Below are 26,270 nucleotides of genomic sequence, written 5' to 3'. Positions count from 1 at the left end.
AGGATGACCGTGGCAGAAGAGCTCCCGGAGACCCCGGAGACTGCCGAAGAAGAGCCGATCAAGCAGCGCAAGAACGGCCTGTACCCGGGCGTGTCCGACGAGCTGGCCGAGAACATGAAGTCCGGCTGGGCCGACACCGAGCTGCACGACCTGCGGCCGATCGCCCAGACCGCCGAGACCGCGGCCCGCCGCGCCGCGCTCTCCGCACGTTTCCCCGGCGAGCGTCTGGTGATCCCCGCGGGCAACCTGAAGACCCGCTCCAACGACACCGAGTACGCCTTCCGCTCCTCTGTCGAGTACGCGTACCTCACGGGCAATCAGACCGAGGACGGCGTCCTGGTGCTGGAGCCGGTGACCGCCCCGGACGGGACGAGCGGCCACCGGGCGACGATCTACCTGCTGCCCCGCTCCAACCGTGAGAACGGCGAGTTCTGGCTCTCCGGCCAGGGTGAGCTGTGGGTGGGCCGCCGCCACTCGCTCACCGAGGCCGAAAAGCTGTACGGCATTCCGGCGTCGGACGTGCGGGAGCTGGCGCAGAAGCTGACCGAGGCCACCGGACCGGTCCGCGTGGTCCGCGGGTACGACGCCGGCATCGAGGCCGCCCTGCACGACAAGGTGACCGCCGAGCGGGACGAGGAGCTGCGCGTCTTCCTCTCCGAGATGCGCGTGGTCAAGGACGCGTTCGAGATCGGCGAGCTGCAGAAGGCCGTCGACTCGACCGTGCGCGGCTTCGAGGACGTGGTGAAGGTCCTCGACAAGGCGGAGGCCACCTCCGAGCGCTACATCGAGGGCACGTTCTTCCTCCGCGCGCGCGTGGAGGGCAACGACGTCGGCTACGGCTCGATCTGCGCCTCCGGTCCGCACGCCTGCACGCTGCACTGGGTGCGCAACGACGGCCCGGTCCGCTCCGGCGACCTGCTCCTGCTGGACGCGGGCGTGGAAACCCACACGTACTACACCGCCGACGTCACGCGCACGCTGCCGGTCAACGGCGCCTACAGCGAGATCCAGAAGAAGATCTACGACGCCGTGTACGAGGCCCAGGAGGCCGGCATCGCTGCGGTGAAGCCGGGCGCCAAGTACCGCGACTTCCACGATGCCGCACAGCGCGTCCTGGCCGAGAAGCTGGTCGAGTGGGGCCTGGTCGAGGGCCCCGTGGAGCGGGTCCTGGAGCTGGGCCTGCAGCGCCGCTGGACCCTCCACGGCACGGGCCACATGCTCGGCATGGACGTCCACGACTGCGCCGCCGCGCGGACGGAGACGTACGTGGACGGCACGCTGGAGCCTGGCATGGTGCTGACCGTCGAGCCGGGCCTGTACTTCCAGGCGGACGACCTGAGCGTCCCGGAGGAGTACCGCGGGATCGGCGTCCGCATCGAGGACGACATCCTGGTCACGGAGGACGGCAACCGGAACCTGTCGGCCGGTCTGCCGCGCCGCTCCGACGAGGTCGAGACGTGGATGGCGTCCCTGAAGGGCTGACGCTCCACTGACCTGGCCGTCATGAGGCGGTAGGCCGACTGCGGGCGATCACCGACCGGTCGCCCGCAGTTCGGTTCGCCCGATTGCCCTTCTCTGGCCTATACGGCCACCAGAGGCGCGCCCTCCTGCCATTTCAGGGTCTTGTCGAAGCTCACCACGGCTCCGCCCGGGCTCGGTCGGTCGCCGATGTGGACATGGTCGGCGAGTTCCCGGATGAGGCAGAGGCCCCGGCCGTGCTCGGCGTCGGCGCGGGCGGGACAAGGGCTGTCGGAGGCGAAGCCCGGGCCCGAGTCCGCGACTTCGATACGGCACATCTCGCCGTCGAGGTAGGCCGTGACCCGGTACGCCTCGGACGCGTCGCCGTGGACGCCGTCGCCGCCGTGCTCGACCGCGTTGGCACAGGCCTCGCTGAGGGCGACGGAGAGGTCGTAGGAAACGTCGGGGTCGACGCCCGCGGTCTCCATCGTGCCCAGCAGGAGCCGTCGGGCGAGCGGCACGCTTGCGGCTTCTCGCCGCAGATGGAGTGACCACCAGATGCTCATGCTCCAGCCTCCCGGCCGCGGCTCGACATACCGTTACGTATTGCCGCAAGTGCCCGGTGGCAATCACCCGATCGACGAGATCCCGCCCGTGCGGCGGATGTGCGGGGGCCCGGATCGGGGTATGCGCGGGCGGCCCCGCGAGAACACGGCCCTCCGGATCAGCCGTCCGATAAACGCGTGTACGTCATCTTGTGGACCTGCCGTATGAAGCCGGTAAGGCCAGTGGGATGATGAGGCCGCCATGAGTGCCCTCCACCAGCGCACGGCGCGTTCCGGACACGATCTCCGGATTCTGCGGGCCGCGGTGTTCGCCGCGGTCTGCGTCGTGCTGGCCGCGGCCGGGCACGGGCTCGCTTCCTGCGCCGCGATTCCGCTGTGGACGCTGGGCGCGGGTTTCCTCGGCGTGTTCGCCGTCGCCGCCGCGCTGGCGGGACGCGAACGCTCGCTTCCGGGCATCGCCGCGGTCCTCGCGGTGGGCCAGACCGTGCTGCACACGCTGTTCGGACTGGGGCAGCACTCCGGTGCCGCGTCGATGACGTCGGGTGCCGTGCCCATGACCGACGCCTCGCTCGTGGAGCGGGCCGCGCGCATCATGTGCGGCACCACCGCGGCGGCGCTCTCCCCCGCGCAGGCCCACAAGATCCTCACCGACGCGCGGCTCGGTACGGGGACGGGCCCGGCGGCCCTGCCCCACCCGGCGGACGCCGTTTCCACCACGGGCGGTCCCTGGTCGTCGATGCTGCCTTCGGTACCCATGCTGCTCGCCCACGTCCTCGCGGGCGTCGCGGCCGGCTGGGTACTGCGCCGCGGGGACATGGCGCTGCTGCGACTCATCCGGCTGTCGGCGCACGGGGTCGCGGAAGGGGCGCTCGTACGGTCCCTGCGGACGGTGTTCGCTCTGGTGCGCGCGCTGCTGGCGGGTCTCCCCGAGGCATGCGAGGCGCGGCCGCGCGTCCCGCGCGCCTGGTTCCACCTGCTACCGAAGCTGCAGACGCACGCGCTGCACCACATGGTGATCCGTCGCGGACCGCCGGCCTCCACCGCTCCCGTCTTCGCTGCCTGACACGACGCGCCGCTCCGCTCGCCCATGCCGAGGGGCCGCCGTCGTGCGGCACGCGCGCGTATCCACAGCCCGCCACCGCAGTGGTCGGCTCCGTGCACGCGCGCCTCCCCCTCAACGGACTTCTCACTCGAAGTGGAGTGCTCTGCATCATGCAGATCATCAAGGTTTCCCCGAAGGTCTCCCGTCTGGCCGCCGTCGGTGCCGCGGCCGCATCGACCGTCTTCCTCCTGTCCGCGCCCGCGTTCGCGCACGTGAGCGTGCAGCCGGAGGGCGAGGCCGCCAAGGGCGGGTACGCGGTGGTCGACTTCAAGGTCCCGAACGAGCGGGACGACGCCTCGACCACGAAGCTGGAGGTCAGCTTCCCTGCCGACCACCCGCTCGCCTCGGTGCTGCCGCAGCCGGTCGCAGGCTGGGACGCGCAGGTCACCAAGTCCAAGCTCGACAAGCCGGTCACGCTGCACGGACAGCAGATCGACGAGGCCGTCACCAAGGTCACCTGGACCGCCACCGGCAAGGGCATCGAACCGGGCTACTTCCAGAAGTTCCCGCTCTCGATCGGCCAGCTCCCCGAGAACACCGATCAGCTCGTCTTCAAGGCCCTCCAGACGTACTCCGACAACAAGGTCGTGCGCTGGATCGAGCCGCAGAAGGAAGGCCAGCCGGAGCCCGGCAACCCTGCCCCGGTGCTCGAGCTGGCCGCCTCCTCCGCCTCCGGCCACCAGGGTTCCACGGGCGAGGGTGCCTCCGCCTCAGGCGGCAGCAGTGACACCACCGCCCGGGTCCTCGGCATCACCGGCATCGTCGTCGGCGCGGCGGGCGTCGCGTACGGCGTTCTGGCCAGCCGCCGGCGTACCGCCGTCAACCTCTGAGGACCGACTCACCTCCGGGCCCGCGCCGGTGCCGTACGGCACCGGCGCTCGCCGGGACCCTCACATCTGGGACATCTCTCTATGCGCAAGAAGAAGACGCTCATCACGGCCGGCCTCCTCGCCGCCGTCGCGTTCACCCTCTCCGCCTGCGGCTCCGGCAACGGAGGCGACGGACCGGTCGCCGCGGTCTCCGTCGAGACAGGCTCGAACAAGGCCGCGACCGTGCTCGACCAGCCGTTCGAGAAGCCGGATCTCGTCCTCACCGACACCCACGGCAAGAAGTACGACTTCCGTGCGGAGACCAAGGGCAAGCCGACGCTGATCTACTTCGGCTACACCCACTGCCCCGACGTCTGCCCGCTGACGATGAACAACCTCGCCGTCGCCAAGAAGGCGGTGGAGCAGAGCAAGCAGCTCACCCAGGCGCAGAAGGACTCGCTGCGGATCGTGTTCGTCACCACCGACCCGGAGCGCGACACCCCCGCCGCCCTCGGCAAGTGGCTCAAGGGCATCGACCCCGACATCGTGGGCCTGACGGGCGACTTCGCCACCATCCAGGCCGGCGCCCGCACCCTCGGCATCAGCATCGAGGCGCCGAAGAAGGAGAAGGACGGCAAGATCGTCTCCACCCACGGCAGCCAGGTCATCGCCTTCTCGCCGAAGAGCGACGCGGGCTATGTGCTGTATGGCCAGGACACCACCGTCGACGACTACACCAAGGACCTTCCCAAGATCATCAAGGGAGAGAAGCCGTGAACCGCCGCCTCGGCCGCGCCATCGCCATGACGGCGGCAGGACTGGTACTCGCGGGCTGCGGCGGCGCGGGCGGCTCGTCCTCGGACAAGCCGGAGTTGAAGATCACCGGCGCCTATATGCCCGTGCCCGTCAGCAGCGACATGGCGGGCGGCTTCCTCACCGTCACCAACTCCGGCAGTGCCGACACCCTCACCTCCGTCACCAGCAGCCTCGCCAAAGACATCACGATGCACTCCACCAAGGGAGGCGCGATGCACGAGGAGAAGTCGTTCGCCGTGCCCGCGAACGGCACGCTCGACCTCGCGCGCGGCGGCAACCACCTCATGTTCGACATGCTCACCCACAAGCCGAAGCAGGGCGAAAGGGTGTCGATACAACTGCACTTCGCCAAATCCGGAACGATCACGATCGACATGCCGGTGAAGTCGGCCACCTACACCCCGAAGACCGGGCACTGAGGGAGAGAGCACCGTGACACAGACCATCGCTCCCGACGGCCGCATTCAGGAGACCCTCCGTGCGACCGCCCGGCGCACGCTCCGGATCCGGCTGGTCCGCGGGCTGCCGGCACTGCTGCTCGCCGTCGCGTGCGTGCTGCTGTGCGGGGCCGCACCCGCCTCCGCGCACGCCGCCCTGACGGGCAGCGACCCGGCACAGGGAGCGGTGGTCGACAAGGCGCCCACCCAGGTCTCGCTCACCTTCTCCGAGCAGGTCGCACTCTCCGACGGCTCGCTGCGCGTCCTCGACCCGAAAGGACAGCGCGTCGACACCGGCAAGGCGGCCAACCTGCGCGGGACCACCTACGGAGTGAAGGTACGCGCGGGGCTGCCCGACGGCACCTACACCGTCACCTACCAGGCGGTGTCCGCGGACAGCCACCCGATCTCCGGCGCCTTCACCTTCTCCATCGGCGCCCCATCCGCGACCACGGTCCCGGCCTCCGGCCAGGCCGTGGGCGGCGGGATCGTCGGCGGGCTCTACGGGCTCGCGCGGTACGTCTCCTACGCGGGGTTCATCGTCCTGGTCGGCGGCGCGGCCTTCGTGCTGGCCTGTTGGCAGCGGGGCGCCGGGGTAAGGGTGGTGCAGCGGCTCGTTGTCTCCGGTTGGGTGGCCATCACCGCCGCAACACTCGCGCTGCTGCTCCTGCGCGGCTCGTACACAAGCTCGGGGAAGGTCGCCGACATCGTCGACCTGTCCTTGCTCGGGCAGGTGCTCGAGACCAAGTCGGGGGCGGCGCTCGTCTCCCGGTTGCTGCTGCTCGCCGCGGGGGCGCTGTTCATCGCGGTGCTCTTCGGGGCGTATGTGAAGCGCGACGCGGAGGAGACGTCCGGGACCGCCGGCGGCGGCGCCGCCGGCGAAGCCGCGGCCGTCCGCGCCGCCGAGAGGCGGGACCTCACCTTCGGTCTCGCCCTCGGCGGAAGCGTCCTCGCGGTCGGCCTCGCGTTGACCTGGGCGATGGCCGAGCACGCCTCGACGGGCATCCAGCCCGGCATCGCGATGCCCGTCGACGTCCTGCACCTGCTGGCGGTCGCCACCTGGCTGGGCGGACTCGCGGCACTGCTCGTGGCTCTCTACCGGGCACCCTCGATCGAGACCGCGGCCGTACGGCGCTTCTCGCGCATCGCGTTCGGGAGCGTCGTGACGCTCGCCGCGACCGGGCTCTACCAGTCGTGGCGTCAGGTCGGCTCCTGGTCCGCGCTGACCGGGACGACGTACGGACAGCTACTGCTCGTGAAGATCGGCCTGGCCGCCGTCCTCGTCGGCACCGCCTGGATCTCGCGGCGCTGGACGGCTCAGCTGGCCACGACACCGACGGCGGCGGCGAAGGCTCGACCGAAGGGCGGCGTATCCGCTCGGAGCAAGGGCTCATCGGCGGCCTCCGGCCGGAACGGGGGCTCGAGCGCCGCTCCGGACTCCGCTGGATCCCGTGATCCCGAGCGTGCCGCCCAGCTGGCCCGCCAGCGGGCCGCGATGGCCACGGCGCGCGCCAAGCAGGTCCGGGACGCCGACCCGGCCCGCTCCGGGCTGCGCCGTTCCGTGCTCGCCGAGGCGGGCGTCGCGGTCGTACTGCTCGCCGTCACCACCATGCTGACGTCCACCGAACCGGGGCGCGCGGAGGAAGCGGCCGGCACGGCCGTCCCCTCCGCTTCGCAGTCGTCCGGTCCCGTGTCGCTGCGCATCCCCTTCGACACGGGTGGCCAGGACGGCAAGGGCACTGTGGGCCTCGCCCTCGACCCGGCCCGCGTGGGCGGCAACCAGCTGCACATCTACGTGGTGCGGCCGGACGGCAAGGCCTTCGACGTCCCCGAGGTGAAGGTCGCCTTCACCCTCAAGGCGAAGGACATCGGACCGCTGTCCGTCACACCCGACCACATCACCACCGGTCACTGGTCGGCAACCGGTGTGCAGATCCCCATGGCGGGCGACTGGGAGATCGCGGTGACCGTGCGGACCTCCGACATCGACCAAGTGACTGTGAACAAGAACGCGAAGATCGGGCTGAACAATGGCTGACCAGTCCACGCCCAAGGCGTCCTCCGAGGGCATCCCTTCTCAGCAGAGCCAGGGCCGTCACCCTGGCGGAAAGGGCTCCCCCAACGACGCCGATTCCCTCCGCAACAGCCCCGGCAAGACCACGTCCGACCACCCCTCACCCACAGGGATGATCTCGCGGCGGCGGCTCCTCGGGACCGCCGGTGCCACCGGGCTCGCACTCGGGGCGGTCGGCGGAGCCGCCGGGTACGCCGCCGCGCCCTCCGAGAAGATCACGCCCCTGACCTCGCTCGGCACGGGCCGGGTGGCGTTTCACGGGAAACATCAGCCCGGCATCACCGACGCCCTCCAGGCCCGCGGCCATCTCGTCGCCTTCGATCTGACGGCGGGCGCGGGCCGCAAGGAGGCCGCCGCGCTGCTGCGCCGCTGGTCGGCCACCGCGGAACGGCTGATGGCGGGCGAGGCGGCCGGACACGACGACACCGATGTCGCCCGTGACGCCGGCCCGTCGTCCCTGACCATCACCTTCGGGTTCGGGAACAGCTTCTTCTCCCGTACGGGACTTCAGAAGCAGCGTCCGTCCGCCCTGGACCCGCTGCCCGACTTCTCCTCCGACCAGCTCGACGCCTCCCGCAGCAACGGCGACCTGTGGGTGCAGATCGGCGCCGACGACGCGCTCGTCGCCTTCCACGCGCTGCGCACGATCCAGAAGGACGCCGGAAGTGCTGCCCGCATCCGCTGGCAGATGAACGGCTTCAACCGTTCGCCGGGCGCGACAGCGCAGCCCATGACCGCGCGCAATCTGATGGGCCAGGTCGACGGCACGAACAATCCGAAGCCGCGCGATGCCGACTTCGACCAGCGCATCTTCGTGCCCGCCGGCGGCGAGCAGGAGTGGATGGCAAACGGTTCGTACGCCGTCGTACGCCGTATCCGCATGCTCCTCGACGACTGGGAGAAGCTCTCGGCCAAAGCCCAGGAGAACGTCATCGGACGCCGCAAGTCCAACGGGGCACCGCTCAGCGGCGGCGCCGAGACGACCGCCATGGACCTGGAGAAGACCGGCGCCGACGGCAAGCTGGTCGTACCCCTCAACGCGCACGCACGCATCACCCGGCCCGACCAGAACGGGGGCGCAGCAATGCTCCGCCGCCCGTTCTCCTTCCACGACGGCTTCACCGCGGACGGAACGCCCGACGCGGGTCTGCTGTTCGTCTGCTGGCAGGCGGACCCGCTGCGCGGCTTCGTGCCGGTGCAGCGCAAGCTCGACCGCGGGGACACGCTGTCGCAGTACATCCGCCACGAGGCGAGCGGTCTGTTCGCGGTGCCGGGAGGGGCTGCGGCGGGAGAGTACGTGGGGCAGCGGCTGATGGAGGGATGAAAAGCGACGCGTCCCCCGGAAGGGGCCACGGTCCCCAGAAGTGAGCCGGGTCGCATCGGATCGCATTAGGGTGAGGCTATGCCAGCCAGCTATGCGTACCTGGGTCCCGAGGGCACCTTCACCGAGGTGGCCCTCCGTACGCTGCCGGAGGCCGCGACCCGAGAGCTCGTCCCGATGGTGTCGGTCCCCGCGGCCCTCGACGCCGTCCGCAGCGGCGAGGCCGAGGCCGCCTTCGTGCCGATCGAGAACTCGGTCGAGGGCGGCATCACGACCACGCTCGACGAACTGGTCGCGGGCGAGCCGCTCATGATCTACCGCGAGGTGCTCCTCTCGATCACCTTCGCGCTGCTGGTCCGGCCCGGCACCAAGCTCTCGGAGATCAAGACGGTCACCGCCCACCCGGCCGCGCAGCCGCAGGTGCGCAACTGGCTGAAGGCCAACCTCCCGGACGCCGTCTGGGAGTCGGCGGCGTCGAACGCGGACGGCGCTCGCCTCGTCCAGGAGGGGCGCTACGACGCCGCGTTCGCGGGCGAGTTCGCCGCCGCGCGCTACGGCCTCAAGGCCCTGGAGACGGGTATCCACGACGCGGAGAACGCACAGACGCGGTTCGTCCTCGTCGGCCGGCCCGCCCGGCCGGCGGCGCCGACCGGCGCGGACAAGACCTCCGTCGTCCTGTGGCAGCGCGACGATCACCCCGGTGGCCTGCGCGATCTGCTGGGCGAGTTCGCCGTGCGGGGCGTCAACCTGATGCTGCTGCAGTCACGCCCGACGGGAGCGGGCATCGGGAACTACTGCTTCTGCATCGACGCCGAGGGCCATATCTCCGACCGCCGGGTGGCCGAGGCGCTGATGGGGCTCAAGCGGATCTGTCTGCAGGTGCGGTTCCTCGGCTCGTACCCGCGCGCCGACGTCGAGCCGAACGGCGTCCGGGATCTGCCGCCGGGAACGTCGGACGGCGAGTTCATGGGCGCGGCGGACTGGGTGGCGCGCTGTCAGGACGGCCGGTTCTAGGACGTCCGGTTCCGGGATGTCTCCGGCGCCTCTGGTCCTACCTGCAGATCTTCGCCGTCCACAGAAGTTATCCACAGGCTCGTTTCCTCTATCTGGGGACAAGTCGACAGCATGGCGCGGTCGAACCGATGAACCTCCCCAAGAGTCCACCGCCCGTCCACCGGCACATCCGTCACAGTTGTCCATCTGTTTCTTTTGATCAACACTTCTGGGCGACCTTTCTCCCCCGGAAGTGTGTGAAGTGCCGGTTTGGACCAGAAAATCTCCGCCCCGCGCACGACATTCGGAATGACCACCTCCGGAATCCACAGATTTTCCACACAGCCTGTGGATAACTTTGCGGGGTCTGTGGACGCCTGTGGACGAGCGCACCCCAAATCCCGTTCCCTGCAAGGAAGTCGAGTCAATGAGCCGCAGCCGGATTGCCGCTGCCGGGGAGTGGCACCCCATGCATTGACACGTAACGTAATCACGCCATGACGGCACATGGGCCGCGGATCGAATATGGAGTCGTGGGCCGGAACTCGGCACCGGTAGCCTTAAGGGGTGATTGACCTTCGCCTGCTCCGTGAGGACCCCGACCGTGTTCGCGCCTCTCAGCGCGCCCGTGGTGAGGACGTCGCGCTCGTCGACGCCCTCCTCTCCGCCGACGAACGGCGCAGGTCGTCCGGCGTCCGCTTCGACGAGCTCCGTTCCGAGCAGAAGGCGCTCGGCAAGCTGATCCCCAAGGCCTCCGGCGACGAGAAGGCCGAACTGCTGCAGAACGCGAGCCGACTCGCCGCCGACGTCAAGGCGGCCGACGCCGAGCAGCACGAGGCCGAGGAGGAGACCAAGCGGCTCCTGCTCCAGCTGGGCAACCTGGTGCACCCCGACGTCCCGGTCGGCGGCGAAGAGGACTTCGTCGTCCTGGAGACGCACGGCACCATCCGCGACTTCGGCGCCGAGGGCTTCGAGCCCAAGGACCACCTGGAGCTCGGCGAGGCGCTCGGCGCGATCGACGTCGAGCGCGGCGCGAAGGTCTCCGGATCGCGCTTCTACTACCTGACGGGTGTCGGCGCCCTGCTGGAGCTGGCGCTCGTCAACGCGGCGATGGCGCAGGCCGTAGAGGCCGGGTTCACCCCGATGCTGCCCCCCGCCCTGGTCCGTCCGCGCGCCATGGAGGGCACGGGCTTCCTCGGCCAGGCCGCCGAGAACGTGTACCACCTCGACAAGGACGACTACTACCTGGTCGGTACTTCCGAGGTCCCGCTCGCGGCGTACCACATGGACGAGATCATCGACGCGGAGAAACTGCCGCTGCGCTACGCGGGCTTCTCGCCGTGCTTCCGCCGCGAGGCCGGCACGTACGGCAAGGACACGCGGGGCATCTTCCGCGTGCACCAGTTCGACAAGATCGAGATGTTCTCGTTCGTCGACCCCGAGGACGCCGAGAACGAGCACAAGCGGCTCCTGGAGTGGGAGAAGCAGTGGCTGACCTCGCTTGAACTGCCCTTCCAGGTCATCGACGTGGCGACGGGCGACCTGGGCTCGTCGGCGTCCCGTAAGTACGACTGCGAGGCGTGGATCCCGACCCAGGGCAAGTACCGCGAGCTGACCTCGACCTCCAACTGCGACGGCTTCCAGGCCCGCCGCCTGTCGGTCCGTATGCGGAACGGCAAGAAGGTGCAGCCGCTGGCGACGCTGAACGGCACGCTGTGCGCCGTGCCGCGCACGATCGTGGCGATCCTGGAGAACCACCAGATGGCCGACGGCTCCGTACGGGTGCCCGAGGTTCTGCGCCCGTACCTGGGTGGCCGGGAGCTGCTGGAGCCCGTGGCCAAGTGAGCACGGGCACGTCTGCCGGATTCCCTTACGAACTGATCGCGACCGATCTCGACGGAACGCTTCTGCGCTCCGACGAGACCATCTCGGAGCGCACGCGTGAAGTGCTCGCCGCGGCCACCGCGGCGGGCGCCGCGCACATCGTCGTCACCGGGCGCGCGGTCCCCTGGACGCGTCACATCCTCGACGACCTCGGGTACCGGGGCCTCGCGGTCTGCGGCCAGGGGGCGCAGGTGTACGACGCGGGGGAGCACCGGCTGCTGACGTCGCTGACGCTGGACCGGCAGGTCGCGGGCGTCGCACTGGCGAAGATCGAGGCCGAGGTGGGCCCGCTGCTGCTGGCCGCCAGCCGGGACGGGCTGGACGGCGAGGTCCTGGTCGCCCCCGGCTACCGGGCCCAGGAATGGCCGCTTCCGTACCAGCCGATCAGGGACGCGGCTGAGCTGTGGTCGGCGCCGCTGAACAAGGTGTACCTCCAGCATCCGACGCTGAGCGACGACGAACTGGCCGAGGTGGCGCAACAGACGGCCGGGGGCCTCGTCGGGGTGACGATGGCGGGCGAGGGGATCGTGGAGATCCTTCCGCTCGGCCTGACCAAGGCGACGGGTCTGTCGCTGGCGGCCCGCCGGCTGGGCGTGAAGGCCGCGGACACGATCGCCTTCGGCGACATGCCGAACGACATACCGATGTTCGGGTGGGCCGCCCATGGTGTGGCCATGGCCGATGCCCACGGAGATCTCAAGGCGGTCGCGGACGAGGTGACGCTGTCCAACGAGGAGGACGGCATAGCGGTGGTGCTGGAACGGTTGCTCGGGTAGCTGCGGGCTGTGCCGACGTACTTCGGACTCTGAACGTCGGCGAAGCGACAGCGGCAGTTGACGGCGACAGTGTCTTGCGGAGGATGCGCGGATCGAACGCGCGCGGGGATCGACCCCGACCACGGCTTAGCAAGCCGGTGCCTTACCACTCGGCCAATCCTCCGGGTGGGCGGCCCGCGCGAAGCACATCGCGCGCTCGAAGCGGCCGCCCCGGGCAGCTCCCTGTGCGGGCGGGCTCGACGGAGGGGTAACTACTCCGGAACCTGCCGCGGGCTGCCCTGTCGGGAGCTCGGCGTACTGTCGTGCATGGACATCACCCAGCTCCTCTCCCAGAATGTGGCGCCGACTCGATCCGGCGTCGTGGACATCACCACTGTGCCCGTCCACCGCATCAGGCGCCACTGAATAGAATCCACCGGCCGCCTACCGCGTACGGCTGTTACCGGCGGCGCCACCTGCGGCGGCGTGCCTTGCTGAAGAACCAGCCGGCGGGCGGCTCGTCGGAGCGCCACGGCTGGGGGTCGGGGGCCTCGTGGCGCCAGCGCGCGGCCAGCATCCGGGCACGCGCGGACGGCTCCGAGGACGCCGCGGACCGTATGAAGTCCTCGTCGAACACGACGCCGTCCCAGGCGTCCCCGGCCTCGCCCCGGCCGTCGCCCTGTGGTGCCTGAGCTGCCATCCCCGTTCCTTTCCGCTGTGCATCCCCCTGGCCCAGTGTGCCCGGGCAGGTGTGAAGCCGGTGTCAAAGCCTTGGACGACGAGCCGGTTCCGGGGTGCGGTTCGGGTGCGCCGGGGTGCGGCCCGGTTCCGGGCCGCACCCCGGCCGACGTCTCGCGGGGTCCGTCACTCCTCGCCCGCCAGCGTCAGCGTCCGCAGCTTCTGTCCCGCGTACCAGGTGGCGGCCACGGTCACCACGATCAGCAGCACCGTCGCGGTGGGCAGCCCGACGTCGGAGGTGACGAGAGAGCTGTCGGAGACCTTGTGGGCCACGGCGAGCGCCCACTGCTGCACGCTGAGCGTCCGCGCCCCGGAGACCAGCGAGCCGAAGAGCGCCTCCCAGACCAGCGCGTAGACCAGGCCGAAGACCACCGCGTGCCGGCTCACCGTGCCGAGCAGCAGGAACAGCGCGGCGTACGCGATGGAGGCGACCAGCGCCGCGACGGTGTAGGCGACGGCGATCTGCTGGCCGTTGCCGTTGAGGATCAGGCCCGCGACGAACGTCGGCAGCGCCGAGAACGCCATGGTGACCGCGATCGCGACGATCAGCTTGGTGAAGATGATCGCCGGCCGCTTCACCGGCTTGGACAGCAGATACACCACCGAGCCGTCGTCGATCTCGGGCCCGATCGCGCCGGTGCCCGCGATGACGCCGATGATCGGCACCATCGTGGCGAGCGCGAACCCGCCCAGGACGTCGTGGGCCACCTGGTCGTCGGCGCCGGTCAGGACGCGCACGACCGCGGAGATCACGATCAGCAGGACCGGCAGCGCGCCGAGGATGAGGGCCCGGCGGCGGCCGAGGAGTCCCCGGTAGGTGAGCCGGGCGACTGTGGGGTCGTACATCTTCGGCCTCCTACGCCGCGACCAGATACGAGAAGACGGACTCGAGGGACTCGTCGGACGGCGAGACCGTGAGCAGCCGGATGTCGTGCTCGCGCGCGACCTTCGGCAACAGGGCCGTGAACCGGCCGAAGTCGACCGCCTGGATGCGCAGCGCGCCCTCCGCGAGGTCCACCTCGATACCCGAGGTCGACGGGTCCGCGATGAGCGCGGCCGCGAGCGCCCGGTCGTCGCTGGAGCGCACCAGATAGCGGTGCGGGCGATCGGTCATCAGACGGCGGATCTTGCGGAAGTCGCCGCTGGCCGCATGCCGTCCGGCGACGATCACCTCGATGTGCGAGGCGAGTTGCTCGACCTCTTCGAGGATGTGGGACGAGAACAGCACCGTGCGGCCCTCGGCGCCCATGCGCCGGAGCAGTTCCATGAGCTGCATGCGCTGGCGCGGGTCCATACCGTTGAACGGCTCGTCGAGCAGCAGCAGCGACGGGTCGTGCACGAGTGCGGAGGCCATCTTCACGCGCTGGCGCATGCCCTTGGAGTACGTGGAGATCTTCCGGTCCTGCGCGTACTCCATCTCGACCGTGGCAAGCGCACGTTGGGCCGCCTTGGCGCCCAAGCTGTGCAACTCGGCGTTGGCGAGCACGAATTCACGTCCGGTGAGGAAGTCGTACATCGCCTCGCGCTCGGGGACGACGCCGATGCGCTTGTAGATCTGCTCGTTGCGCCACACGGGCTGTCCGTCGAGGGTGACAGAGCCGGTGGAGGGGGCGAGGAAGCCTCCCATCATGTGGATGAGGGTGGACTTGCCGGCGCCGTTCGGGCCGAGCAGACCGGTGACGCCGGGGCCGACGGTCATCGTGATGTCGTTGACGGCGACCACGTTGCCGAACCAGCGCGAGACGTGGTCGATGGTGAGTGTGGTCACAGCCCGGCCTTTCGGTAGCGGCGGACCAGCAGGCCGTAGCTGCCCGCGATGAGTCCGAGGACGACGAGGAGGTAGACGACTCCCTGCGCCGCCGAGGGCCCCTGCGCGCCGGGGAAGGAGGAGGATGCGCCGAGGAAGGCGGTCTGTACGCCGTCGATGAGCGTGATGGGCGAGAACAGGCCCATCCACACCAGGACCGAGGTGTCGCCGGAGTGGACGTGCGCGATGGCCTGGAGGGTGGAGACGGCTCCGTACGAGATGGTCAGGACGGCGATGACGGCCGCGATGCCGAAGCCACGCCGGGGGGTGGCGGCCGCGGCGACCAAGCTGATCCCGGAGAACAGCAGGGAGAGAAGTGCCACGGAGACCACTGCCTCGGCGAATCCCTTGGTCTGGTGGCCGAAGTCCAGCTTGGCGAGCAGCGCGCCCACGTAGAGGACGAGCAGCGGCGCGGCCGTCAGGATGAACATCGCCGAGGCCAGGGCCGCGTACTTGGCGCGGACGTAGTCGACGGTCTCGATGGGGCGCGAGAAGTACAGCGGCACCGTCTTGAAGCGCAGGTCGCGCGAGACCGACTGGGGCGCCTGCGAGGCGACGTACAGGCCAATGACGGCCTGCATGATGATCGCGTAGCGCGTGTACTCGATGGGCAGTTCCTTCGCCTTGGTGGCGACCGCGACCGCCACCATGATCAGCGCGGGCACGCACATCACTACGAACAGCAGCATCGGCAGCACCTTGGACTTGACCGAGCGGCCGAGACCGTAAGCGCCCCGCAGGGACTGCGAGTACAGCGAGCGGCGGGCATAGGCGCGGCCCAGACGCGGGCCGTCGTACGAGCGGTAGCCGATGTTGTGGATCCGGGTCTGCTCGGCCTCTCGGGCCGTGGGCTGCTCAACCGCCATGGCCGACCGCCTCCTTCCGCTGCTCCTCGCCGTCCTTGAAGACCTCGGCGATGTGGTGCCTGCGCTGTTCCATGCGGACCAGGCCGAGGCCCAGGTCCGCGACGACGTCCCGGACGAGGTCGTACGTCCGCTCGCCTTCCGCGGTGAGCAGCAGGATGTGTCCGGCGCCTGGAAGTTCGCTGCCGTCGTGCGTGGTCACCCCGCGCGCGTGGAGCGCGTCGCGCACCGCGCGGGTGCCGTCCGGGTGCTCGTCGGTGTCGGTGACCTCGATCGCGAGGGTCGTGGTGGTCTGGGTGAAGTCCCGGGTGGAGCTGGAGCGCAGAAGCTTGCCGCCGTCGATGATCACGACGTGGTCGCAGGTGCGCTCCAGCTCGCCCAGCAGATGGGAGGTGACCAGGACCGAGATCCCGAAGTCCGTGTGGACACGGCGGATCAGGCCGAGCATCTCGTCGCGGCCGACCGGGTCGAGGCCGTTGGTCGGCTCGTCCAGGAAGACCAGCTGCGGGTCGTGGACCAGCGCCTGGGCGAGCTTCACACGCTGTTTCATGCCGGTCGAGTAGCCGCCGATGGGACGGTAGCGCTCCTCGTACAGACCGACGTGGCGCAGCGTGTCGGCGGTGCGCTCGCGGGCGGCCGTCGGCGGCAGGCCCGCCATGCGTGCCATATGGACGACGAACTCGGTGGCCGACACGTCGGGCGGCAGGCAGTCGTGCTCCGGCATGTACCCCACACGCTCGCGGATGGCGCCGCCCTTGCTGGCGACGTCGAGTCCGAGCACCTCGGCACGGCCTTCGGTGGCGGGGGACAGACCCAGCAGGATCTTGATCAGTGTGGACTTGCCGGCTCCGTTGGCGCCGACGAGCCCCGTCACACCGGGTCCGACGTCCACGGAGAGCCGGTCAAGCGCGGTCACCCTCGGGAACCGCTTGCTCAGGCTTTCGGTCGCGATCACAGTCACGTCATCGACGGTAGTGACCTGGGCTACGCGCGTCGTCAGCCCGCAGAGCCGTCTTGGAATCAGACTCCAGTCGTACGAGTCCCTAGGGGTCCCCCTGAGGGCGAACGCGTCCGGGGTTTTCCACAGGCCGGGGCAGGCCTATTGACGCAGGCTCTAACAACTGCGAGATTCGCCGGTGTCAAGCGCAGAGCGCGTTCTGGCTGGACGGCGATCTGCCGCACGTACGACGCTGGGCAGAGGACGAGTGACGGTCGTGGGGGCGCGTGAACGCCGGGTGCGGACAGGTGGAATCGAGCTGTGCGTGGCCGAGTTGGGGGACCCGGCGCAGCCGACGGTCGTCCTCGTGCACGGTTATCCGGACAGCAAGGAGGTTTGGTCCGAGGTGGCGGCCCGCCTCGCCGACCACTTCCACGTGGTGCTGTACGACATCCGCGGCCACGGCGACTCGACGGCGCCGAAGCCGCTGCGCGGCGGGTTCACGCTGGAGAAGCTGACGGACGACTTCCTGGCGGTCGCGGACGCGGTCAGCCCGGACCGGCCGGTGCACCTGGTGGGGCACGACTGGGGCTCGGTGCAGTCGTGGGAGTTCGTCACTGTCAAGCGCGCGGAGGGCCGGATCGCGTCCTTCACGTCGATGTCCGGACCGTCCCTGGACCACTTCGGGCACTGGATCAAGGAGCGGGTGCGAAAGCCCACCCCGCGCCGGGTGGGTCAACTGCTCGGTCAGGGCGCCAAATCCTGGTACGTGTACCTGCTGCACACTCCGGTCCTGCCGGAACTCGCCTGGCGCGGCCCGCTCGGCAAACGCTGGCCGAAGTTCCTGCAACGCGTCGAGAAGGTACCCGATGACGGCTACCCGACCCGGTCTCTGCCCACGGACGCGTCCCATGGCGCCTGGCTGTACCGCGACAACGTACGGTCCCGGCTGAACCACCCGCGCGCGGACGCGCATGCGCACGCGCCGGTGCAGCTCATCACGCCCTTGGGGGACGCGTTCCTGTCGGAGCGGCTGTACGACGAGCTGGAGCGGTGGGTCCCCCGGCTGACTCGCCGCACGCTGCCCGCGGGGCACTGGATCCCGCGCACCCGACCCGATCAACTGTCCGCATGGATCGCTGAGTTCGTGACCGCTGTGGAAAGTGGTCGGCCGTCGCCGTCGGCGGCGAGCGGGCGGTATGCGGACCGGTTCGCAGGCCAGCTTGTGCTGGTCACCGGCGCGGGCAGCGGCATCGGGCGGGCCACGGCGGTCGCGTTCGCCGAGTCCGGCGCGCGCGTGGTGGCCGTCGACCGGGACGCGGAGGGCGCGGCCCGGACGGCGGATGTGGCCCGGCTGATCGGCGCCCCCGAGGCCTGGGCCGAGACGGTCGACGTCTCCGACGAGCAGGCCATGGAGAAGCTCGCCGAGAAGGTCGCCGCCGAGTACGGGGTGGTGGACGTGCTGGTGAACAACGCCGGGATCGGGCTGTCCGGCTCCTTCTTCGACACGACCGCCGAGGACTGGCGGAAGGTGCTCGACGTCAATCTGTGGGGCGTCATCCACGGCTGCAGGTTCTTCGGACGGCAGATGGCCGAGCGCGGTCAGGGCGGTCACATCGTCAACACCGCGTCGGCGGCCGCGTACCAGCCGTCGAGGGCGCTGCCCGCCTACAGCACGTCGAAGGCGGCTGTCCTGATGCTCAGCGAGTGCCTGCGCGCGGAGTTGGCCGGGCGGGACATCGGGGTGTCGGCGATCTGCCCCGGCTTCGTCAACACGAACATCACGTCGACCGCTCGCTTCACTGGTGTGGACAGCGAGGAGGAGAAGCGCCTGCAGAAACGGACGGCGCGACTGTACGGTCTGCGCGGGTATCCGCCGGAGAAGGTTGCGGAGGCGATCCTGCGCGCCGTCGTGCGCAACCAGGCTGTTGTGCCGGTCACTCCGGAGGCTCGTGGCACCCTCCTGATGTCCCGCTTCACCCCCCGCATGCTGCGTGCCGTCGCGCGGCTGGAGCCGCCTTTGTGATCAACGCCCTCCGGACGGCATGTTCTTGACCAGTGATCGGTCAAGAGCACGTCTCAACTGATGCGGTGCAGTAACTCGACGCGATGGCCGGGGAGTTCGCTGTCGCGCGCCGCCTGGCGTTCAACTCTCGCCCAAGCCACACCAATCGGCCTGACGTGCCGCACCTCTCGTACAGCGCTGGACAGTTGCCCAACGCACCTGACTCGCAGCCAAGTTGTCCACAGGTTTGCCAAATCAGCTGTGGATAACCGCACTTGCTTGTGGATCAAACATCCGGATCAAAATCATGTGCGTGATCCGCGTCTCTGTCGCACGCTGGAAGGATGACGGAAAGGAAAGACGAAAATCGCACCGTGAAGGTGTCGAAGTATCTCTCGAAACATCTGCGGCACCGGCCGGAGAGAATCGGGCTCACGCTGGACGAGGGCGGCTGGGTCGAGATCGACACCCTGCTCGCCGCGGCGGCCGCGCACGGCTTCCGCATCACGCGCGACGAGCTGCACCACGTGGTCGCCACCAACGACAAGAAGCGCTTCGCGATCGAGGGCACCCGCATCCGCGCCAGCCAGGGCCATAGCGTCGAGATCGACCTCGGACTGCCGCCGGCGACCCCGCCCGCCTACCTCTACCACGGCACCGTGGCACGCAACCTGGACGCGATCCGCGCGGAGGGCCTCAGGCCCATGGACCGGCACCATGTGCACCTCTCGCCCGACCGCGAGACCGCCACCCGTGTGGGTGCCCGCCGCGGCCGCCCGGTCGTCCTGACGGTGGACGCCGGCGCCATGCAGCGCGACGGCCACGTCTTCCACGTCAGCGCGAACGGAGTGTGGCTGACCAAGGCCGTACCGCCGCGCTACCTGCGGTTTCGGGGACCGCGCTGACATCCCGGCCGGCCCGGGCACCGCTGCCCTGGCTGGAACGCGACCAGTCTGTGCCTTTGATCACCGCGACCACTCCGTGGCTCCCCTTACGCTCGGAGCATGAGTCTGCGTCTGAGCACCGTGATCCTGCCGTACGTCCGCTGGCACGAGGGAGGGCGTTCCGCATGGCAGCGTGCGGAGCAGCTGGGCTTCCACACCGCGTTCACCTACGACCATCTGTCGTGGCGGACCTTCCGCGACGGCCCGTGGTTCGGCGCCGTGCCGACGCTGACGGCCGCGGCCGCCGTCACCGAGCGTCTGCGTCTCGGCACGCTGGTGACCTCACCGAACTTCCGCCACCCGGTCCCCCTCGCCAAGGAACTGATCTCCCTCGACGACATCTCCGGAGGCCGGATCACACTCGGCATCGGTGCCGGCGGTACCGGCTTCGACGCCACCGTGCTCGGCCAGGACTCCTGGAGCCCGCGTGATCGCGCCGACCGCTTCGGCGAGTTCGTCCCGCTGCTCGACCGCTTGCTCACCGAGGACTCCGTCTCGTTCCAGGGCGACCACTACTCCGCGCACGAGGCGCGCAACATCCCCGGCTGCGTCCAGCGTCCCCGGCTGCCGTTCGCGGTGGCCGCTACCGGCCCGCGCGGTTTGGCGCTCGCGGCACGCCACGGTCAGGCGTGGGTGACGACCGGCGACCCGAAGCTGTACGAGAACGGAACCCCCGAGCAGTCCCTGCTGGCTCTGCGCGCACAGGCCGAGAAGCTGGCCGACGCGTGCGCCGTGGTCGGCCGCGATGTGACGGAACTCGACAAGATCCTGCTCACCGGCTTCACCCCGGACCGCGGCCGTCCGCTGGAGTCCCTCGACGCGTTCGTCGACTTCGCCGGACGGCACGCGGAGCTGGGCTTCACCGACCTCGTGATCCACTGGCCCATCCCCGACTCGGACTTCGCGGCGGACGAAAAGATCTTCGAGCAGATCGCCATGGAGGCCCCGGCCCAGCTGGGCTGAGCAGGACGGGACGTGCTGCCACTGGTGAGGAGCGTCACCACTCATCTGTGAGAACTCCCGCACGGCCGTGCGGGCATATGCGCCAGAATGAGCCCGTGACCTCAGCGACCCGAGAGCCCGAGACCCCGGCATCCACCGTCCCGCCCCGGCTGATCGCGACGGACCTCGACGGCACCCTCCTCCGGGATGACAAGTCGGTCTCCGAGCGCACGATCGCCGCCCTGGCCGCCGCCGAGGAGGCCGGCATCGAGGTGTTCTTCGTCACGGGCCGCCCGGCGCGCTGGATGGACGTCGTCAGTGACCACGTCCACGGTCACGGACTGGCGATCTGCGGCAACGGCGCGGCCGTGGTCGACCTGCACGGCGGCCCCGGCACCCACCGCTTCGTCAAGGTCCGGGAGCTGGCCCGGGAGAACGCCCTCGACGCCGTCGAACTGCTGCGGGACGCCGCGCCCGGAACGGTGTACGCCGTGGAGCAGACGTACGGCTTCTACCAGGAGCCGGCGTACCCAAAGCTGCACATGGAGGTTCCCGAGTTCCGCGCGCCCGCCGAGGAACTACTGGCCGCGGACGCCCCGGGCGCCCACAAGCCGGTCCTCAAGATCCTCGCGTACCACCCGGAGCTGGACCCGGACGCCTTCCTCACACTGGCCCGCCTGGCCGTCGGCGACCGCGCCGCCATCACCCGGTCCAGCCCCAGCGCGCTGCTGGAGATCAGCGGCCCCGGCGTCTCCAAGGCGAGCACGCTCGCGCTGTGCTGCGCCGAGCGTGGCATCTCCCACGAGGAGGTCATCGCCTTCGGCGACATGCCCAACGACGTGGAGATGCTCACCTGGGCCGGCCAGTCGTACGCAATGGGCAACGCACACCCGGACGCGATAGCCGCCGCGTCGGGGCGGACCGTCGCCAACAACGAGGACGGGGTGGCCGTGGTGATCGAACGGATCCTCGCGGAGCGGTTGTAGGCCGGGGCAGGCCCAGGGCAGGTCCCTTACAGCTTCACGCCCCGTGCCGTCAGCCACGGCACCGGATCGACGCTCGACCCCAGCTCCGGGGTGGCCCGCACCTCGAAGTGGAGATGCGGACCGGTGGAGTTGCCGGTCGTACCCGACTGGGCGATCCACTGTCCGGCGGCCACCCGGTCGCCCTGGCCGACCATAACGGCGGCGAGATGGGCGTATTGCGTGCAGTACCCGCCCGGGTGCTCGATCACGATCTCCATACCGAACGCGCCCCCGCACGTCACCTTCACCACCTTCCCCGCCCCGGCCGCCCGCACCACTGTCCCGATCGGCACCGCGAAGTCCTGGCCGGTGTGCCGGTTCGCCCAGCGGGCGCCGCCACTGCCGAAGCCCGCGGAGAGGCGGTAGCCCTCCACCGGTGTGACCCACTTCCGCGTGATCTTCGCGTGCACCCCGTCCAGCCGGACAGGGCTTCGACACGTGCCCGCGGCTGCGGACGCGTCAGCCTGGCTCTGCAGCACCCGTCGAGCCTCGTCCAGTTTCGCCTGGATGACCCGCTTCATCCCGGCCAGTTCGCCGTTCCGTTTCTCCAGATCCCGCCAGAGCGCGGCCGCCCGCGCCTGCTCCGCGGCGAGCCAGGCCTCCGCCCGGCGGCTCTTTGCGACCGCGGTCTCCACCGCAAGGTCCGCCTGCGAGAAGACATGCTGACTTCGCATCAGCTCCTCGGGAGTGTTCGCGAGAATGACCTGCGCCGCGTACGGGATCCCACCGCCTTGGCGGTACTGGGCCCGCACGATCCGGCCGAGGTCTTCGTGAAGGGCCGCGATGTGCTTCTGCTCCCGTGCGAGGAGCTGCTCCGAACGCCGCGCCTTGGCGCGCTGCTTCTCGGCTTCCCGGTGCCCCACCTCGTACCGTCGCGTCGCCACGGTGGCCTCCTCGTACAGCCGCATCACCTTGGTGCTGACGCCGGAGTCCGCCTCGCCGCCTCCCGACCCCCCCTCGGCCGCGGTGGGCCGTGCCAGGAGCACGGCGGCCGCGCACACGAGCACCGGAACGAGCAGAGGACAGCGACGAGATGAGCGCATATCAGCGATCGTGGCCCACGGCAGGGTCGGCCGTCCTGTTCATGTCGTACGGCTGGGGGAACGGAGGACCACGATCGGCCCACGGCGTCCCTCATCCGAGTGGGACCCGGGTCTTCAGGGGCTCGGGTCCTCCTTCAGGGGTGAAGGTCCCTATGCCTGGGCCAAGGCCGCCGATCCCTTGTCTCCCGTCCGCCTTCCCAGCAGATCTCCCCGCGCCTCCCGCTCCACCATCTCCCTGAGCGGCCCCGCCGCCGCCACCAGCTCCGCGTACGTACCCCGCTGGACCACACGCCCCTCCGCCAGCACGATCACCTCGTCGACCGCGTCGAGCCCGGCCAGCCGGTGGGTGATCAGCAGTGTCGTGCGGCCCTCCGTGGCGGCCAGCAGGTCTGCGGTTAGCGCGTCCGCCGTCGGCAGGTCGAGGTGCTCCGCGGGCTCGTCGAGGACGAGGACGGGGAAGTCGGCGAGCAGGGCGCGGGCCAGCGCGAGCCGCTGCCGCTGGCCGCCGGACAGCCGCGCGCCGTGCTCGCCGATCAGCGTGTCCAGGCCGTCGGGCAGCCCGTCGGCCCAGTCGAGAAGGCGCGCCCGGGCGAGCGCGTCACGCAACTCCCCCTCGCTCGCGTCCTTCCGGGCGAGCAACAGGTTCTCCCGTACCGAGCTGTCGAAGAGGTGCGCGTCCTGGGCGCAGAGTCCGACCAGGCGCCGTACGTCGTCGCCGTCGAGCGCGTGCGCGTCCATGCCGCCCAGGGTGTACCCACCGGCGCTCACGTCCAGGAACCGCAGCAGCACCTGCGCGAGCGTCGTCTTGCCCGCGCCGGAGGGACCGACCACGGCGATCCTGCGGCCCTGTTCGAGGGTGAGGTCGAGTCCGGTGAGCGCGTCCTGCCGCTGCGTGCTGTGGCGGGCGGCCAGCCCTTCCATGACGAGCGGGAAGGGCGATGCGGGCGCCGGCTGAGGGCGCTCCGGTTCGTGCACGGGCTCGGGTGCGTCCAGCACCTCGTACACGCGCTCGGCACTCCTGCGCACCCGCTGCCGGTACTGGACGGCGAGCGGCAGCCCCAGAACCGCCTCGAACGCGGCCAGCGGGGTGAGCACCACGACGGCCATGGTCACACCGCCGATCCGCCCGTCGGCGACGGCCTGTGCGCCCACGAGGGCGGCGGCCACGACGGTCAGCCCGGTAACGAGCGCGGTGAGCCCATCACCGAGCGCGGTGGCGGTGGCGGCGCGGGATGCGATGCGGGTGAGATCCCTGTCGGCCCGGCGTGCCCCGGCGGTCCGCGCGGGCAGCGCCCCGGCGACCGTCAGTTCGGCGGTCCCGGTGAGCAGATCGGTCACCCGGGTCGCCAGCACGCCCCGGGCGGGCGCCAGCCTCCGCTCCGCGCGGCGTGCCACGGCACCCGTCATCAGGGGCACACCGGCACCGGCCGCCAGCAACCCGACGGCGAGAACGGCACCGGCCTCGGGCAGCAGCCAGGCGGTGAAACCGACCGAGCCGACCGACACGACGAACGCGGCGCCCGCGGGCAACAGCCAGCGCAGCCAGTAGTCCTGCAGGGCGTCCACGTCGGCCACCAGCCGCGACAGCAGATCGCCGCGCCGGGTGGTGCGCAGCCCGGCCGGCGCCAGCCGCTCCAGACGCCGGTAGACGGCGACCCGGGTGTCGGCCAGCATCCGCAGCACGGCGTCATGGGACACGAGCCGCTCCGCGTACCTGAACACCGCGCGGCCGATGCCGAACGCCCGGGTGGCCGTCACAGCGACCATCAGATACAGCACGGGAGGCTGCTGGGACGCCCGCGAGATCAGCCATCCGGAGGTGGCCATCAGCCCGACGGCGCTCCCGAGCGCGAGACTGCCGAGCAGCAGCGCGAGGGTGAGCCGCCCACGTCGGGGACCGGCCATGGCACGGACTCGGGGGAGTACGCCACCGCGTCGCACCGGGGTGAGGGCGGGCATCTGCTCGTCGTGGGCCTGCGGCTCCTCCGGCGTCCGGGGGCGCGGCAGGGGCGCGGCAGCGGACTGAGCCGGTCCACCCTCGGTGCCGTACTCCTCCACTTCCAGCCGCACGACCCGGTCGGCCAGCGCGAGCAACGCCGGCCGGTGCACGACCAGCAGCACCGTCCGCCCGACGGCCAGCCGCCGCACGGCCTCCACGACCTCCGCCTCGGTCGCCCCGTCCAGGGACGCCGTCGGCTCATCCAGCAGGAGCACCGGCCGGTCGGCGAGGAACGCCCGCGCCAGGGCGAGCCGTTGCCGCTGCCCCGCGGAGAGCCCCGCGCCGTCCTCGCCGAGCACCGTGTCCGCTCCGGCTGGCAGCGCGTCCACGAACTCCAGCGCCCCGGCGTCGGCCAGCGCGAGCCGCACCGCAGCGTCGTCCGCGTCCGGCCGCGCCAGCCGTACGTTGTCCGTGATGGTGCCCGCGTACAGATGGGGCCGCTGCGGCACCCAGGCGATCCGCGAGCGCCACTCCTCCAGATCGGCCGAGCCGAGATCGACTCCCCCGACCCGTACGCGCCCCGCGGTGGGCGGTACGAAACCGAGCAGGGCGTTCAGCAGCGTCGACTTGCCCGCGCCGCTCGGCCCGACCAGGGCGACGGTCTCACCAGGTCGGACCGTCAGCGACACCTTGGACACCGCGTCAGCCGACCGTCCGGGGTAGCGCACGGTCACGCCCTCGAAGGCGATCTCCCCGTGCGGGACGCGCTGCGTACCGGAGGACGGAACCGGCGTCTCCAGCACCGTGAAGATCTCCTCAGCGGCGGCCAGGCCCTCGGCAGCCGCGTGGAACTGTGCGCCCACCTGCCGCAGCGGCAGATAGGCCTCCGGTGCGAGCACGAGGATGACCAGACCGATGTACAGGTCCATGTCGCCGTGGACGAGCCGCATACCGATGGTCACGGCGACAAGCGCCACGGAGATCGTGGCCAGCAACTCCAGCGCGAAGGACGACAGGAAGGCAATCCGCAGCGTCCGCATGGTCGCCTGCCGGTACTCGCCGGTGATCCGCTTGATGGACTCGGCCTGCGCCTTGGCCCGGCCGAATACCTTGAGCGTCGGCAGCCCGGCGACCACGTCGAGGAAGTGCCCGGAGAGTCGGGACAACAGCCGCCACTGACGGTCCATCTGGGAGCGCGTGGCCCAGCCGATCAGGATCATGAAGAGCGGGATCAGCGGCAGCGTGCCGACGATGATCGCCGCCGACACCCAGTCCTCGGTCACGATCCGGGCGAGCACCGCCATCGGCACGACGACCGCGAGACCCAGCTGGGGCAGATAGCGCGAGAAGTAGTCGTCGAGGGCGTCGACGCCTCGGGTAGCCAGGGCGACCAGCGAGCCGGTCCGCTGGCCACTGAGCCACCCAGGGCCGAGGGCCCCCGCCCGCACCAGCAGTCGCCCCCGCAGCTCGGACTTGACCGCCGCGCCGGCCCGGTGTGCGGCGAGTTCGGTAAGCCAGGAAACCAGCGCCCGGCCGACCGCCACGGCCACCAGGAGCAGCAGAGGCGTCCGCAGTTCGGCCACCGGCTGGTGGTGCTGGAAGGCATCGACCACCACCTCGGCGATCAGCATCGCCTGAGCGATGACCAGAACCGACCCGACGGCACCCAGGCCGACGACCGCCACAAGGAAAAGGCGCGTGGCGCGGGCGTAGCGGAGCAGTCGCGGATCGATCGGTTTCACGTGGAACACACCCTCTTCTCATTGAGCATGTTTCACGTGAAACGTGCTCTTTGATCCCGAGTGGGTGTGT

The 26,270-nt window shown here is 70.4% G+C and carries 22 protein-coding genes and 1 tRNA gene; 14 read left to right on the top strand and 9 right to left on the bottom strand.

Annotated elements, in window-relative coordinates:
* The first annotated feature begins 3 nt into the window (after positions 1 to 3).
* Positions 4 to 1,482, top strand: a complete 1,479-nt coding sequence (locus BIV24_RS14665; RefSeq protein WP_071366732.1) for an aminopeptidase P family protein — start codon at positions 4 to 6, stop codon at positions 1,480 to 1,482.
* A 98-nt stretch (positions 1,483 to 1,580) separates the two neighbouring features.
* Here BIV24_RS14665 and BIV24_RS14660 read toward each other — a convergent pair whose 3' ends face one another.
* Entirely contained in the window at positions 1,581 to 2,024 is a 444-nt protein-coding gene (locus BIV24_RS14660; protein WP_071366731.1) for an ATP-binding protein, read from the bottom strand.
* A 241-nt stretch (positions 2,025 to 2,265) separates the two neighbouring features.
* On the opposite strand from BIV24_RS14660, the gene BIV24_RS14655 reads away from it, so the two are divergent.
* From BIV24_RS14655 to BIV24_RS14615, 9 genes are all read left to right on the top strand, one after another.
* A complete protein-coding gene (locus BIV24_RS14655; protein WP_071366730.1) occupies positions 2,266 to 3,087 on the top strand; it encodes a hypothetical protein in 822 nt (273 codons plus the stop codon).
* Positions 3,088 to 3,236: 149 nt separating this feature from the next.
* Entirely contained in the window at positions 3,237 to 3,956 is a 720-nt protein-coding gene (locus BIV24_RS14650) for a YcnI family copper-binding membrane protein (protein ID WP_071366729.1), read from the top strand.
* 81 nt (positions 3,957 to 4,037) lie between these two features.
* Positions 4,038 to 4,712, top strand: coding sequence for an SCO family protein (locus BIV24_RS14645; RefSeq protein ID WP_071366728.1), 675 nt, complete (start codon positions 4,038 to 4,040; stop codon positions 4,710 to 4,712).
* Entirely contained in the window at positions 4,709 to 5,170 is a 462-nt protein-coding gene (locus BIV24_RS14640) for a copper chaperone PCu(A)C (protein WP_425442567.1), read from the top strand. Before BIV24_RS14645 ends, BIV24_RS14640 begins: the two co-directional genes overlap by 4 nt.
* Before the next feature lie 13 nt (positions 5,171 to 5,183).
* A complete protein-coding gene (locus BIV24_RS14635; protein WP_425442566.1) occupies positions 5,184 to 7,226 on the top strand; it encodes a copper resistance CopC/CopD family protein in 2,043 nt (680 codons plus the stop codon).
* On the top strand, positions 7,219 to 8,586 hold the full coding sequence (efeB, locus tag BIV24_RS14630; protein WP_107459434.1) for an iron uptake transporter deferrochelatase/peroxidase subunit: 1,368 nt from the start codon (positions 7,219 to 7,221) through the stop codon (positions 8,584 to 8,586). The genes BIV24_RS14635 and efeB overlap by 8 nt, the downstream gene beginning before the upstream one ends.
* A gap of 78 nt (positions 8,587 to 8,664) precedes the next feature.
* Positions 8,665 to 9,597 carry a prephenate dehydratase gene (gene pheA, locus BIV24_RS14625; RefSeq protein ID WP_071366727.1) on the top strand — a complete coding sequence of 311 codons (933 nt, stop codon included), beginning with the start codon at positions 8,665 to 8,667 and terminating at the stop codon, positions 9,595 to 9,597.
* A 546-nt stretch (positions 9,598 to 10,143) separates the two neighbouring features.
* Positions 10,144 to 11,421: a serine--tRNA ligase gene (gene serS, locus BIV24_RS14620; RefSeq protein ID WP_071366726.1), complete on the top strand. Its 1,278-nt coding sequence runs from the start codon at positions 10,144 to 10,146 to the stop codon at positions 11,419 to 11,421.
* Entirely contained in the window at positions 11,418 to 12,236 is an 819-nt protein-coding gene (locus BIV24_RS14615) for an HAD family hydrolase (RefSeq protein WP_071366725.1), read from the top strand. Before serS ends, BIV24_RS14615 begins: the two co-directional genes overlap by 4 nt.
* Positions 12,237 to 12,313: 77 nt before the next feature.
* Here BIV24_RS14615 and BIV24_RS14610 read toward each other — a convergent pair.
* The 6 genes from BIV24_RS14610 to BIV24_RS14585 form a co-directional block, all read right to left on the bottom strand.
* A tRNA-Ser gene (locus BIV24_RS14610) sits at positions 12,314 to 12,399 on the bottom strand.
* 276 nt (positions 12,400 to 12,675) lie between these two features.
* The gene (locus tag BIV24_RS14605; protein ID WP_071366724.1) at positions 12,676 to 12,915 is read right to left on the bottom strand and encodes an SGM_3592 family protein; all 240 of its coding nucleotides are present in this window, start codon (positions 12,913 to 12,915) and stop codon (positions 12,676 to 12,678) included.
* 164 nt (positions 12,916 to 13,079) lie between these two features.
* Positions 13,080 to 13,799 (bottom strand): ABC transporter permease, encoded by a 720-nt coding sequence (locus tag BIV24_RS14600; protein WP_071366723.1) that lies wholly within the window; start codon positions 13,797 to 13,799, stop codon positions 13,080 to 13,082.
* 10 nt (positions 13,800 to 13,809) lie between these two features.
* A complete protein-coding gene (locus BIV24_RS14595) occupies positions 13,810 to 14,721 on the bottom strand; it encodes an ABC transporter ATP-binding protein (RefSeq protein ID WP_071366722.1) in 912 nt (303 codons plus the stop codon).
* Complete coding sequence (locus tag BIV24_RS14590) at positions 14,718 to 15,626, bottom strand: hypothetical protein (protein WP_071366721.1); 909 nt, start codon at positions 15,624 to 15,626, stop codon at positions 14,718 to 14,720. The genes BIV24_RS14595 and BIV24_RS14590 overlap by 4 nt, the downstream gene beginning before the upstream one ends.
* Entirely contained in the window at positions 15,616 to 16,578 is a 963-nt protein-coding gene (locus BIV24_RS14585; RefSeq protein ID WP_071366720.1) for an ABC transporter ATP-binding protein, read from the bottom strand. The genes BIV24_RS14590 and BIV24_RS14585 overlap by 11 nt, the downstream gene beginning before the upstream one ends.
* Positions 16,579 to 16,828: 250 nt before the next feature.
* Here BIV24_RS14585 and BIV24_RS14580 point away from each other — a divergent pair, with 250 nt between their 5' ends.
* From BIV24_RS14580 to BIV24_RS14565, 4 genes are all read left to right on the top strand, one after another.
* The gene (locus BIV24_RS14580) at positions 16,829 to 18,586 is read left to right on the top strand and encodes an SDR family oxidoreductase (protein WP_071366719.1); all 1,758 of its coding nucleotides are present in this window, start codon (positions 16,829 to 16,831) and stop codon (positions 18,584 to 18,586) included.
* A 323-nt stretch (positions 18,587 to 18,909) separates the two neighbouring features.
* Positions 18,910 to 19,470: an RNA 2'-phosphotransferase gene (locus tag BIV24_RS14575; RefSeq protein WP_071366718.1), complete on the top strand. Its 561-nt coding sequence runs from the start codon at positions 18,910 to 18,912 to the stop codon at positions 19,468 to 19,470.
* Between the two features lie 99 nt (positions 19,471 to 19,569).
* Complete coding sequence (locus BIV24_RS14570; RefSeq protein WP_071366717.1) at positions 19,570 to 20,472, top strand: LLM class flavin-dependent oxidoreductase; 903 nt, start codon at positions 19,570 to 19,572, stop codon at positions 20,470 to 20,472.
* A gap of 77 nt (positions 20,473 to 20,549) precedes the next feature.
* Positions 20,550 to 21,437 (top strand): HAD family hydrolase, encoded by an 888-nt coding sequence (locus tag BIV24_RS14565; protein WP_177198720.1) that lies wholly within the window; start codon positions 20,550 to 20,552, stop codon positions 21,435 to 21,437.
* 26 nt (positions 21,438 to 21,463) lie between these two features.
* Here the strand turns inward: BIV24_RS14565 and BIV24_RS14560 are convergent, their stop codons facing one another.
* Together BIV24_RS14560 and cydD are read right to left on the bottom strand one after the other, a co-directional pair.
* Complete coding sequence (locus BIV24_RS14560) at positions 21,464 to 22,519, bottom strand: M23 family metallopeptidase (RefSeq protein WP_071366715.1); 1,056 nt, start codon at positions 22,517 to 22,519, stop codon at positions 21,464 to 21,466.
* Between the two features lie 150 nt (positions 22,520 to 22,669).
* Complete coding sequence (gene cydD, locus BIV24_RS14555; RefSeq protein ID WP_071366827.1) at positions 22,670 to 26,200, bottom strand: thiol reductant ABC exporter subunit CydD; 3,531 nt, start codon at positions 26,198 to 26,200, stop codon at positions 22,670 to 22,672.
* Positions 26,201 to 26,270 lie beyond the last annotated feature (70 nt).

The sequence above is a fragment of the Streptomyces colonosanans genome (assembly GCF_001866645.1).
Taxonomy (GTDB): Bacteria; Actinomycetota; Actinomycetes; order Streptomycetales; family Streptomycetaceae; genus Streptomyces; species Streptomyces colonosanans.
Note: the sequence above shows the minus strand (reverse complement) of the source record. Positions and strands in the feature narration are given on the sequence as shown.